This window comes from Marseilla massiliensis (genome assembly GCF_023336985.1).
Lineage (GTDB): Bacteria > Bacteroidota > Bacteroidia > Bacteroidales > Bacteroidaceae > Prevotella > Prevotella intestinigallinarum.
Map to the genome: position 1 here is coordinate 1 of NZ_JAMBLP010000009.1, position 13,029 is coordinate 13,029.

9 protein-coding genes are annotated in these 13,029 nt (G+C 56.1%); 5 read left to right on the forward strand and 4 right to left on the reverse strand.

Going from position 1 to position 13,029, the window contains the following annotated elements:
- The first annotated feature begins 670 nt into the window (after positions 1 to 670).
- Together mfd and M3089_RS08045 are read left to right on the forward strand one after the other, a co-directional pair.
- Positions 671 to 4,189, forward strand: coding sequence for a transcription-repair coupling factor (mfd, locus tag M3089_RS08040; protein WP_249083204.1), 3,519 nt, complete (start codon positions 671 to 673; stop codon positions 4,187 to 4,189).
- A gap of 499 nt (positions 4,190 to 4,688) precedes the next feature.
- A complete protein-coding gene (locus M3089_RS08045) occupies positions 4,689 to 5,114 on the forward strand; it encodes an Hsp20/alpha crystallin family protein (RefSeq protein WP_205109332.1) in 426 nt (141 codons plus the stop codon).
- Between the two features lie 222 nt (positions 5,115 to 5,336).
- Here the strand turns inward: M3089_RS08045 and M3089_RS08050 are convergent, their stop codons facing one another.
- Positions 5,337 to 5,846 (reverse strand): histidine phosphatase family protein, encoded by a 510-nt coding sequence (locus tag M3089_RS08050; RefSeq protein WP_249083206.1) that lies wholly within the window; start codon positions 5,844 to 5,846, stop codon positions 5,337 to 5,339.
- Between the two features lie 89 nt (positions 5,847 to 5,935).
- On the opposite strand from M3089_RS08050, the gene M3089_RS08055 reads away from it, so the two are divergent.
- Positions 5,936 to 6,541, forward strand: coding sequence for an HdeD family acid-resistance protein (locus tag M3089_RS08055; protein ID WP_249083208.1), 606 nt, complete (start codon positions 5,936 to 5,938; stop codon positions 6,539 to 6,541).
- A gap of 48 nt (positions 6,542 to 6,589) precedes the next feature.
- On the opposite strand, the gene udk is transcribed toward M3089_RS08055, so the two are convergent.
- The 3 genes from udk to M3089_RS08070 all read right to left on the reverse strand — a co-directional run bounded on the left by udk (position 6,590) and on the right by M3089_RS08070 (position 9,126).
- On the reverse strand, positions 6,590 to 7,204 hold the full coding sequence (gene udk / locus M3089_RS08060; protein ID WP_249083210.1) for a uridine kinase: 615 nt from the start codon (positions 7,202 to 7,204) through the stop codon (positions 6,590 to 6,592).
- 82 nt (positions 7,205 to 7,286) lie between these two features.
- Positions 7,287 to 7,853 (reverse strand): uracil-DNA glycosylase family protein, encoded by a 567-nt coding sequence (locus M3089_RS08065; RefSeq protein WP_249083212.1) that lies wholly within the window; start codon positions 7,851 to 7,853, stop codon positions 7,287 to 7,289.
- A 223-nt stretch (positions 7,854 to 8,076) separates the two neighbouring features.
- Positions 8,077 to 9,126, reverse strand: coding sequence for an endonuclease/exonuclease/phosphatase family protein (locus tag M3089_RS08070; protein ID WP_249083213.1), 1,050 nt, complete (start codon positions 9,124 to 9,126; stop codon positions 8,077 to 8,079).
- 513 nt (positions 9,127 to 9,639) lie between these two features.
- On the opposite strand from M3089_RS08070, the gene M3089_RS08075 reads away from it, so the two are divergent.
- Positions 9,640 to 12,177 carry a porin family protein gene (locus M3089_RS08075; RefSeq protein WP_205109341.1) on the forward strand — a complete coding sequence of 846 codons (2,538 nt, stop codon included), beginning with the start codon at positions 9,640 to 9,642 and terminating at the stop codon, positions 12,175 to 12,177.
- 12 nt (positions 12,178 to 12,189) lie between these two features.
- Entirely contained in the window at positions 12,190 to 13,020 is an 831-nt protein-coding gene (locus tag M3089_RS08080; protein WP_205109343.1) for a DUF5689 domain-containing protein, read from the forward strand.
- The last annotated feature ends 9 nt before the right edge of the window (positions 13,021 to 13,029 follow it).

The following is a 13,029-nucleotide window of genomic DNA, read 5'->3' on the forward strand; positions in this document are numbered from 1 at the left end:
CACCCGATAAACATTGGGGCTTTTTAGGAGTACAGGAGTACAGGAGTTCAGGAGTACAGACAATAGTATTTGACTATCTTCCTGCAACACTTTCCCCCATGCTCCCAGAGCTCCCATGTTTCCATAACTATTGTCTGCACTCCGAGCAAAGAATTAAAAATTAAGAAAGGGCTGCACGATGATAGTCTATGCTATCGTCCTCTAACTCCATATAACTTCTTCTAACTCTCTCTAACTCCTTGCCTCTTTAACTTCAAAATATACACTAAACTATTGTCTTAACTCCTTAACTTCCTAACTTCTTAACTCCTAAAAAGGCTCCTTGAATTATCTGGTGAGCCGTGTTGTCATCCTGTGTGTTACGCAGTGCCGCAGGTGGCGGCGTACCGACGTGCCCTGGGGTGCTTTCGGCAAGGGCCCTCTCGTGCCGGTGGGGTGGGGACGGTGGTTCACTACACCCCGCGTAGGGCACATGGCGGCAGTTTCGGTCTCAGTCGGGTCTCGGTGGCATCTGTTGTTTGGCCAATGCTTCGCGTGTGTCGTCGCGTGCCCCTTTGCTTGTTGGTGTCGATGTGGTTGCGTTGCGAAACTTTTTCGGCGCAATCTCCTTTTGGTTGGCAATCGTTTTGTGTTTTCTTCGATTTGATGTAACTTTGCCGCCGTATTAGCAATGGATATCAAGGAAATAAATCAATTATACGCGGGGATGCCACAGGCTGGCGCCCTCGTGGCGGCTTTCGGCAAGGGCGGCGTGCGCTCGCTGGCCCTTGAGGGTCTGGTAGGCTCGGCGGCCCCAGTGGTGTTTGCCTCGGTGGCCGGCAGGTTGCCGTCGGTGCTTCTGTTTGTGCTGGCCGATGCCGACGACGCCGGTTATTTCTACCACGACCTCGTTCAGTTGCTCGGCGACGGCAACGTGCTCTTTTTCCCATCGTCATACCGCAGGGCCGTGAAGTACGGGCAGCGCGATGCCGCCAGCGAGATACTGCGCACAGAAGTGCTGGCGCGCGTGGCCGGCGGCACTGGCGAAGGCCCCTCTGTTGGGGGTGGCTTTCTTTACATAGTGTCTTATCCCGACGCCGTGGCCGAGCTCGTGGTGTCGCGCAAGCGCCTCGACAGCCGGCGCGTAGAGCTTTCCGTGGGGCAGTCGGCCGATGTGGGCCAGCTGTCGAAGACCCTCGTCGGTTTTGGTTTCAAAGAAGTAGACTATGTTTACGAGCCGGGCCAGTTTGCCCGCCGCGGCAGCATCTTCGACGTCTATTCATACAGTTGCGAGTTTCCGTTCCGCATCGATTTCTTTGGCGACGACATCGACTCCATACGTACTTTCGAGGTGGAGACGCAGTTGTCGCGCGAGACGCGCGACCGCATAGAGATAGTGCCCGAGCTGGCAGGGCTCGTAGAGGGCCGTGTGCCGCTGCTGTCGTTTTTGCCCGCCGACGCCGTGTTGGTGGCTCGCAACTTTGCCTTTGTGCGCGATTCGGTGGCCCGCATCTACGACGAGGGCTTTTCGCGCCAGGCCGTGGCCGAGCGCATGGAGGGCCTCACCGAGATGGAGCAGAAGGCCGTGCGCGAGCAGATGCGCAAGGATGTGCAGCTGGTTAGCCCCTCGGTGTTTGCCGATTCGGCCTCGGGGTTCAGGCAGATAGAGCTTGGGCGGCGCCACGCCACGCTGCCCGAGGCCACCATAACGTTTGACACTACGCCACAGCCGCTGTTCCACAAGAATTTCAACCTGCTGCACCGTTCGCTCGAAGACTATGTGCTCAAGGGCTACAGGCTGTTTATACTTGCCGACAGCCAGAAGCAAAACGAGCGCCTGAAAGAGATTCTCGGCGCACGCAACGATGCCGGCGGAGGCACGGCTGCCGCTGTTGAGGCCGGCCATGAGGGCGCTGCCCACGGCGCCGGGGCGGCAACAGTGGCGCCGGGGCAGGCATGCGCGCCTGTGTCGGGCATCGACTTCACGCCCGTCAACCGCACCCTGCACGAGGGGTTTGCCGACAACAGCCTGCGGATGTGCTTCTTCACCGACCACCAGATATTCGACCGCTTCCACAAATACAGTCTCCGTTCCGACAAGGCCCGTGGCGGCAAGGTGGCCCTGACGCTCAAGGAGATAAAGCAGTTTGAGGTGGGCGACTACGTGGTTCACGTCGACCATGGCATCGGCCGCTTCGGCGGGCTGGTGCGGATGCCGCAGGGCGACGGTTACCAAGAGATGATAAAGATACAGTATCAGCACGGCGACGCCATCTATGTATCTATACATTCGCTCTACAAAGTGTCGAAGTACAAGGCGCAGGACAACGGTGAGCCGCCGCGGCTGAGCCATCTCGGCACCGGGCAGTGGGAGCACCTGAAGGAGCGGACGAAGAAGAAGATAAAGGACATTGCCCGCGACCTAATAAAGCTATACGCCAAGCGGCGCCACGAGAAGGGCTTTGCCTACAGCGCAGACACATTCATGCAACACGAGCTCGAGGCCAGTTTCCTCTACGAGGACACCCCCGACCAGCTCAAGGCAACCAACGACGTCAAGGCCGACATGGAGCGGCAGCGCCCCATGGACCGCCTTGTGTGCGGCGACGTGGGCTTTGGCAAGACCGAGGTGGCCGTGCGGGCGGCGTTCAAGGCGGCATGCGACTCAAAGCAGGTGGCCGTGCTTGTGCCCACCACGGTGCTGGCCTACCAGCACTACCAGACGTTCAGCAAGAGGCTGAAAGACTTTCCCGTGAGGGTCGACTACCTCACGCGGGCGCGCAGTCCGAAGCAGACAAAGGCCGTGCTTGCCGACCTTGAGGCCGGTAAGATAGACATACTGATAGGCACCCACAAGCTGATAGGCAAGTCGGTGAAGTTCCACGACCTTGGGCTTCTCATCATCGACGAGGAGCAGAAGTTTGGCGTGGCCACGAAAGAGAAGCTGCGCCAGATGAAGGTCAACGTCGACACGCTCACCATGTCGGCCACGCCGATACCGCGCACGCTGCAGTTCTCGCTCGTTGGGGCGCGCGACATGAGCATCATACAGACCCCGCCGCCCAACCGTTACCCCATCCAGACGGAGATACACACCTTCGGGCCGGAGATAATCACCGACGCTATAAACTTTGAGATGAGCCGCAACGGGCAGGTGTATTTTGTAAACAACCGCATCAGCGAGCTGACACACATAGCCGAGATGATACGCAAATACATACCCGACGTGCGCATTGCCATTGGCCACGGGCAGATGAAGCCCGACGAACTGGAGCAAATCATCATGGACTTTGCCAACTATGACTACGACGTGCTGCTGTCGACAACCATCGTGGAAAACGGCATCGACATCCCCAACGCCAACACCATTATAATAAACGGTGCCCACAACTTCGGGCTTAGCGACCTCCACCAGATGCGCGGGCGCGTGGGCAGGGGCAACCGCAAGGCCTTCTGCTACCTACTCGCCCCGCCGCTGGCCGACCTCAACCCCGAGTCGCGCCGCAGGCTCGAGGCCCTTGAAAACTTCTCAGACCTGGGGTCGGGCATCAACATTGCCATGCAAGACCTCGACATACGCGGGGCCGGCAACCTGCTCGGGGCCGAGCAGAGCGGGTTTATAGCCGACCTGGGTTACGAGACATACCAGAAGATACTCAACCAGGCCGTGACAGAGCTGAAAAACGACGAGTTTGCCGACCTCTACAGCGAAGAGGCGGCTGCGGGCGAGGCCGGTGGCGACGCCTTTGTCGACGACTGTGCGCTCGAAAGTGACATCGAGATGTACTTCCCCGACCGCTACGTGCCCAGCGACAGCGAGCGAATGCTGCTCTATCGCGAACTCGACAGCCTGAAGGGCGACGATGAACTGGAGCGCTTCCGCGCCCGCATGGTCGACCGTTTCGGGCCGGTGCCGCAAGTGGGCGAAGAGCTCATGCGTGTCGTTCCGCTGCGCAGGCTCGGCAAGAGCCTGGGTTGCGAGAAGGTGATGCTCAAGCAGGGGCGCATGACTCTCTTCTTTGTGAGCAACCCGCAGAGTGCCTACTACAGGAGCAAGACGTTCGACAGGGTGCTTGAATACATAGCCGCAAACCCTCGGCGTTGCAACTTGCGCGAGCAGAACGGCAAGCGTTCGATGGTCGTCACCGGCGTGAATACGGTGGAAGAGGGGGTGGGCGTGCTCAAGGCCATGGCCGGCCCGGAGGCCTGACCCGGCCCCTGACGTGCCGCCAGTAGACTCGCCGGGCGTGGCCCCCGATGGTTTGTCGCTGGCCATGCACCCGGTATTGTTTTACCGCCAAGTCGGTGGCTTTCGGCCAAAAGGCCAATCCGTGATAGCGCGAAAGGCGCATCCCGGGCGGTATGAAGGCCTATTGGGGGTTGACAAAGGCCCGCAGGCAATTGCCTGCGGGCCTTTTTGCATGTCCGACGGCCGGAATGCGTGGTCTGCCAGGCCGTTTTTCTTTACGTTTTGGCCACCGAAAAGAGGGCCGTGAAGGGATTGCCGCCACAGTGGAGAGGCATCGGGGCGGCAGCAGGGAGGTTTGCTTCAACATGCCGCCGCTGTCATTCTGTCTTGCTGTTGCGTCAAAACGTCACACTTTTCGGCGCTGGTATGCTTGTTGCACTATCATGAGTGAAAGCCGAAGCGAAAGCTGAGGCAACAGTCAACAAGAACATTAACAACATAAATGATAGGAGATTAGATTATGACACCAGTTAGAAGAAGCTCAGAATGGATACCGGCAGTGTTCAACGATTTCTTTGATACAGACTTCATGCCGAAGGCAAATGCCACCGCCCCGGCCATCAACGTGAAGGAAAGCGACAGGGGCTATGTTGTAGAGCTCGCCGCTCCGGGTTTGAAGAAAGAAGACTTTGCCGTTCACATCAACGATGAAGGCAACCTCACGATAAAGATGGAGAGCAAAGACGAGAAGAAAGAGGAGGACAAGAACACCCGTTACCTGCGCCACGAGTTTTCATACTCGAAGTATGAGCAGACGCTGATATTGCCCGACGACGTAGACAAGGACAAGATTTCTGCAAAGGTTGAGCACGGTGTTCTCACCGTCGACCTGCCCAAGATAGAGGCCAGCAAGGCCAAGGTGGCCCGGCAGATAACCATCGGTTGATGGTGACGGCGGCTTGCCTGTACACTGACGGGGCATTGCAGCATGTTGATAGAGAATTGATGTATTGCCATGGGGGCCTGCAGCAAATGCGGCGGGCTTCCATGGTTTTTTTGTGCGCAGGCGTCGGCAAGGGCTTGCCGTTGCATGCCCGCCGTGTGTTCAGGCTGCGGCTGTGGCTGGCTTTGCCACATGGGCCGTGTGCCGGCGGCTTGGGCGGTGGGTTCAGACAATGTGCAGCAGGCGTGTCTCGGCGTTCTCCATGCGTGGTATCTCGTGCATGGCTTTGCCGTAGTGAACGGCCTGTATGGCCTTGTTTATAATGCCGTGGCCCACGGCCAGCACCGTCTTTCCGGCATAGTCGCGTCGCAGCATGCCGATGAATTCGGCTGCCCGCTGCTTAAGTTGTTCAATCGTCTCGATGTCGTCGGGCCACACCTCGTCTTTCAGTTCGGGTATGTGGCGGCCGGTGAAGCTGCCCCAGTCGCGTTCGCGCAGCAGCTTTGTGGTTGCTACGGGCAGACGGTGGGGCTCGGCAATGATGGTGGCCGTGTCGACGGCGCGCTTCAGGTCGCTGGATATTACAGCGTCGATTGTTGCCGATGCCATCTCGTCGCGCAAGGCCTCGGCCTGTCGTATGCCGTTGTCGGTCAGCCGGCCTTGTGTCTGTCCTTGCATTATCTGGTTTACGTTGTCAACGGTCTCGCCGTGTCTCGCTAAATACAGAGTGGTCATTTGTGGTGTTGCAAAGTATAAATGTTGCGAAAAAATTGTTCCTTACAGTTTTTATCCGTATATTTGCAATACGTTAAATCCATAGAATCATGAAAATATTAAGAAGTTCATTGTTGCGTGCCGTGTGCGCCATCATCGTCGGGGTGCTGCTCATCCAGTATCCGGGCGGCACCGTGACATGGATAACGGTGGCCATAGGCGTGCTCTTCCTGCTGTCGGGCGTGATTTCGTGTGCCACCTATCTCAATGCCGCGCGCAATGCCTCAACGTATAAGATTACCGATGCCGAGGGGCGCGTTATCAGTGGGGGCAAGCCCCCGTTACCCATCGTCGGCGTTGGCAGCGTGGTATTTGGCGCGTTGCTGGCCATAAAGCCCGACATGTTTGTGGCCGGGTTGATGTATGTGCTGGGCGCCATACTCATACTCGGGGCGCTCAACCAGTTTATGGCCCTGCTCGCCGCACGCCGCCTTGGGCGCGTGGCTTTTGTTTATTGGGTGTGCCCTTCGTTGGTGCTCCTTGTGGGGCTCTACGTCATCATCAAGCCAATGGAGAGCGCTGCGCTGCCGTTGGTCATACTGGGGTGGTGCAGCCTGCTCTATGGGGTGACGGAGATAATAAACTCGTGGAAGATTTATTCGTGGAAGAAACAGGTGGAGAAGTCGGCCAACAACGACCTCATCGACCCGTCATGACACGCCGCCCGCCACGGCATGGCGCTTTTTCAGCCATGCCGTGGCGGCTCACTCGTTGACGGCTATCCCCTCGATGTACTTTCTCAGTATGCGTATGCCGATGTTGTTTTCGCCGCCTTGCGGTATGATGAGGTCGGCGTACTTCTTCGTGGGCTCGATGAACTGCTCGTGCATGGGCTTTTTCATGCGCAGGTAGCGGTCGATGACCATCTCCACGGTGCGCCCGCGCTCGATCACGTCGCGCTGAAGGTTGCGTATGAACCGCTCGTCGGAGTCGGTGTCTACGAATATCTTCAGGTCCATCATGTCGCGTAGCTTCTTGTTGAGCAGCACCATTATGCCCTCGACAATCACCACCGGGCGGGGCTCCACGTGCTCTGTCTGGGGCAGGCGGCTGAACTCCGAGTATGAGTAGACGGGCATTTCTATGGGGCGCCCGGCGCGGAGTGCCTGCACGTGCTCTACGAGCAGTTTCCAGTCGAAGGCATCCGGGTGGTCTACGTTGATTGACTTGCGTTCTTCAGGCGTGGCCTGCGACTCGTCGTTGTAATACGAGTCGAGGGGAACCACCGACACGAAGTGGGGCGGCAGCGACTCTACTATCTTCTTTACTACGGTGGTCTTGCCCGAACCGGTGCCACCGGCAACTCCTATTATTGTCATCTTTGAATATTGTTATGCTGGCCCCGGGGTGGCTGCGCGGCATCAGCCTTGCAGCCGGATTGCGCCCGGGTGGTGCCGTTTGTTATAAATTGAGGTAATCGAACACTATTTTGTATTGCTTGGCTTTGTCTTCGGGGCTCATGGGATAGGCCCTCGATGAACTGGGCATGCGGTATAGCCGTATGCTCCGGCCGTTGAAGTCGAACTCCTTGTAATCGCCGACCTTGGGCTGCCCGATGCCGAAGTGGCGGCAGAATACATCGGTGGCCAGCTGCCCTGCCGTGATTACGGCCTTGCAGCACGGCAGCCGGTTGAGCATGTCGTCGAGGTCGGTGGGCTGCAGTATTTGCAGGTCTTTGTCGGAAGCCGTGTTTTTCGTCCTGTTCACTTTCACTGCCGTGTCGTACATGGCTATGCCTTTTTCAATGAGGAACGGCTTTATCAGCCCGAGATTGAAGCGCTTCTCTTCTTCCAGCAGGAAGTGGGTCTTGTCGCCGAAGAAGCATATCCCGAAGATGCGCCACATGTCGTTCTGGTAGTTTGGGTAGTAGAATGGCATGCACCAGCGCTTGGGGGCGGGTGGGAACGTGCCGAGCATGAGCAACCTGGCGTGCTCCGGCAGGAAGGGTTCGAATGGATGTTCTTCCATGATGCTGCTGTAGTTGTGTTATGTTTGCGTTGGCCGCTGTGTGATGGCCCGCCGCAATGGGGCGGCATGGCCTGCCGCAGGGCATATTCCTAAATTGTCGCTGTGCGGCCAGGTGAAATGCAGTGAAGCGGCGGCCACGTGGGCCCCGGGCCTTACGGCCGTTATCCTGCAATCCTTGGTCGTACAGCGACAATTGCCTGCCGCTACATGTTTGCGGTCGGCTTTATTTCTGTTGCTTCACGAGATATACCACTGTGGGAAGGTGGTCGCTGTATCCGTTGAGCCAAACCCCGCCGGCGTGAGTGCGCTTGGGGTTGCCTTTGTAGCGGCCTTCCTGTTGGAACATGTAGTCGCGGCGGAATATCTGGTGCTTGAAGTACTTCAGTGTGGAATAGTCTTTCTTGCCGTCGCGGTTGATGAGCGATGGCGAGAGGATGATTTGGTCGAACAGGTTCCAGCTGCCGTTGTAGAACAACGTGCCTTTGCCGGCCTTCAGTGTGTTCCACCACGGGTTGTACATGTCGTCGTCGCCCACTTCAGATATCTCGCGCTTGGCTCCCAGTTCTACGGCCATCGAGCGGTTCATCGGGTCGTCGTTCATGTCGCCCATCACAATGACTTTGACGTCGGGGTCTTCTTTAATGAGCGAGTCTTTCACTGCCTTTATCTGCTTGGCGCCCTGTTCGCGGTAGAACGAGCCGTTGAAGCGGCTGGGCAGGTGGTTTACTATGATTGCCACGTGCTCGCCGCCGAGCGTGCCGCTGACTGTAAGGAAGCCGCGTGTCTTGTAAGAGCTGTCCTTGGCCAGGGCCTGTACGTATGGCACGAGCTTGACGTTGCGCACGGTGAACATCTTAGGGTTGTAGAGCAGGGCGCAGTCAACGCCTCGTTTGTCTTCGCCTTCTATGTGGCAGAACTTATAGCCGCGCGCGGCGAGGGCCGGCTGGGCAACGAGGTCGGTCAGCGCCTTTGCATTCTCCACCTCGCTCACTCCGATGGCGGCGCATCCAACCTTGGGCAGCATGTCGGTGCCCATCTCAGACAACACGCGTGACATGTTGCGCAGCTTGTTTGAGTATTTCCGTCCGTTCCACTTCATGGAGCCTTCAGGCAGGTACTCATAATCGTTCTTACCTTCGTCATGGCAGGTGTCGAACAGGTTTTCAAGGTTATAGAAACCGATGGCGTAGACAGAGAACTTCTTCTCGCCTTGCGCCAGCCCGCGACTGCCTATGAACAGTAGTAGGGCAAAGAGAAACACGTATTTCTTCATGTCTAAACTGATTTTTCTGCAAATATCGCAATTTTTGTCGACATTACCATGCTGTTAACGTTTTATTCTTGCAACTTTAATGAAAAATTAAACGCGCCGCGGGCTGCTGTCGACGGCAAATTGCCGGGCTCTCATTTTTGTAAGAAAAAGTTGCAGCAAGGGGCATCTCCCTTAACTGTTTGGGCCCCAGTGTATTAAGGTGCATGCCGCTTTGGCGTGCCCTACGGCCTTTGCCGGTTTCCTGCCTGGGGCGTTATGTGCGGCCGTATGTCCCCGGCAGCATTGCAAAACAAGGGGGCTTACAATTGTGCGAGCTGCATTGTGAACAATTATCTGGCATGTCCGTCATTGCGCGCGCGAACATATATTTTTATGCCTTGTGCCATGCCAATGAATGCATTAGGCCCGGCATCGTCGATATTAATAAAAAATTATCGTCTTTTTCTTCTTTTATTAGAATTTATTTTGTTACTTTGCAATTTGGAATCATTTATAACTAAACATTCACAACCTATGCAGAAAAAGCTGAAATTAGCGGTGGCCGCCCTGTGTTGCGCCACGTCGGCAGCAGCCCAAGTGACAGGACAGACGGGGCATACTACCGACATGGAGAGCGAGCAGGCGTTCACTTTCACTGAAGCTCAGCTGGGAGAAGACGCCGACATGACCGACAATGTCATCATCGTCAACTCTAACAGCAACATCTATGCTTCGGAGGTGGGTTATCTGTTCAGCCCGGCGCGGTTCAGGTACCGTGCCCTTGACCAGAAGTACAACGAGATTTTCATCAACGGAGCGCCGATGAACGATGCCGAGTCGGGCCAGTTCAGATATTCGCAGATAGGCGGATTGAACAACCAGTCGCGCGACGTGGAGTACTCGCTGCCCTTCGAGAGCAACAAATTCGCCATGCCTGCACTGGCCGGTTCAAACAATTACAACTTCCGCCCCAGCCACTATGCAGCCGGCCACCGCTTTGCCCTGAGCGGCGCCAACCGCAACTATGTGGTGCGCGGAATGTATACCTACAACTCAGGCTTGTCAGAGAAGGGATGGGCCTTCACCGGGAATGTGACCTACCGCTGGGCAAACAGGGGGTATGTTGAGGGCACATTCTACAACTCCCTGTCGTATTTCCTTGGCGTGGAGAAGGTGTTCAACGACAAGCACAGCCTTGCCTTGGTAACATGGGGCAACCCAACCGAGCGCTCGTCGCAGGGCCCCGCCACCGACGAGAGCTACTGGATAGCCAACAGCAACTATTACAACCCATACTGGGGATATCAGGATGGCAAGGTGCGCAACTCGCGAGTGGTCAACGACTTTGCGCCAACGGCATTGCTGACATGGGACTGGAACATTAATGAGTCGATGAAACTGACCACTGCCCTCAGCGGTAAGTACGGCATGTACAAGAGCACCAAGCTTAACTACAACAACAGTGAGAACCCCCAGCCCGACTATTGGAAGAACCTGCCGAGCAGCTATTACAACGTTTGGGAGGCAGGCGACGAGGCCAACACCGACGAGGCGCTGGCCAACTGGAACAAGGCATACAACTTCCTTACGGCTTCAAAAGCCAACAGGCAGATAAACTGGAACAGGCTGTATGCGGCCAACAGGGGCGCATCGGCACAGGGCGCCGACGCCATGTACTACATTCAGGCAAAGAACAACGACCAGCTGGCCTTCTCACTCGCTTCGTCGCTGAAGACTGACCTGACCAAAAACACATCACTCGACATGGGCTTTGTGCTCTCTACCACGAAGGGAATGCACTACCAGACCATGGAGGATATGCTTGGGGCAAGCATTTACCATAATATAAACACCTACGCCCTTGGCACGTATGCTGCCGATGCGGAGCAGGTGCAGTACGACCTCAACAACCCCAACGCCGTTGTGCGCGAGGGCGACCGCTTTGGCTACGACTACAACATCAACGTCAACAAGGCCAACGTTTGGGCTACATACACATTCAAGAACGACGTGCTGACGGGATTCATCAGCGGTCGGGTAGGTGGCACGGCCATGCAGCGCGACGGCAAGATGCGCAACGGTATGGCCAAGGACAACTCGTTTGGCAAGAGTGGCACGGCCCGCTTCCTTGACGGTGGAGGCAAGGTGGGCGTGGCAGCCGACCTCGGCGGGGGTAGCATGCTTACGCTCGGCTTCGGATACGAGGCCAAGTCGCCTACGGCATCAGAGTCTTTCCAGGCTCCCGAAATAAACAACAACTTTGTTAAGAACCTTAAGAACGAGAAGGTGATGAGCAGCGAGATAGGCTACCAGCTCGACTGTTCGTGGCTCCATGCAAACATCAACGCATACTATTACAACATGACCGACGTGACAGAGTGGCAGCAGTTCTACTTCGACAACATCAATGCCTTCTCATACGTTTCGCTCACCGACATACGCAAAGAGGCATACGGAGTGGAGTGGGGCCTCGACTTCAAGATTACGTCTGCGTTCAGCATCAAGTCGTTTGGTACGATAAGCGAGGCGAAGAACCTCAATAACTCGGCCGTGCGTTACATGAACTCAAACCTCGGGGTGATGTATGACGACATCTGCATGAACAAAGGCATGCGCGAATATGGCACGCCGCTGTCTGTATACAACGTCGGGCTGAGCTACCACGCCGGCGGATGGTTCATCGACCTCAACGGTAACTACTACGACCGCATATACCTCAGCTACGCACCAAACCTGAGATACCAGAGCACGCTCGAGGCCAACGGCTACTTTGATGGCACCGACTATACCGTGCCGGAGCAGCTTGAGGGCAAGGGCGGGTTCATGCTCGACGCGTCAATAGGCAAGAGCATCTACCTCAAGCACGGGCAGCTGTCGGTAAACCTCATGCTTACCAACATCCTCAACAACACCAAGATAACCACAGGCGGATTCGAGCAGAGCCGCAGCGACGTGTCTTACAAGGACGACGGAAGCGTGAACAAGGAGCGCACTTATAAGTTCTCACGCAATCCTAAGCTCTACTACGCTTATGGAATCAACGGAATGCTGAACATCACTTATCGATTCTAAACACAAAGAACAATGGAAAAAGCAAAATATCTCTTACTGGCCATCGTGTGCCTGGCGTTCGCCGGATGCATGGACGGCGATTGGGATGAACCCTCGACGACGCCTTCGCCATGGGGAAACAACAGCATTGAGGAGACCAACGTCATCACCATTGCACAGTTGAAAGACAAATACTCGAGCGTGTTTAACGCCAGTGTAGACCAGGCTGTCAAGGTGGATGAGGATTTGCAGATCAAGGCTTGGGTGACAGGCAACGATGTCACAGGCAACATCTATCAGCAGATTTCGGTTCAAGACGAGACCGGGGCAATACTCATAGGCATCTCGCAGGGAGGCCTGAACGGCTATCTGCCCATCGGCCAGCAAATACTTGTCAACCTCAAAGACCTGTATGTGGGCGGCTACCGCAAGCAGTGCCAGATAGGGGCGCCATATAACAGCGGCATAGGACGCATGGACAAGTTCACCTGGCAGGAGCACTTCAAGATCATTGGAGACATCGACACAGCCAAGGTCAACTCATTGATAACAGACTTCTCGGCTGACATGGACATGTTTGAGAACTGCACCAAGCTGATGACCTTCCGTGGCGTCACCCTGTCGGAAGCCGACGGAAGGGCGGCTTTCGCCCCAAAGGACGGCAGCGTGGCCCTCACCGCCAACTGCGCCAACCGCAACATAGACGAAGCAAGCAACGTGGTGGTGCGCACAAGCACTTACGCTGACTTTGCCGCCATGCCCATGCCAACAGGCAAGGTAAACATTACCGGCATCTTCACACGGTTTAACAACACTTGGCAGATATTGCTAAGATCAGACAAAGACATTCAACCAGCAGAATAATATTACAAC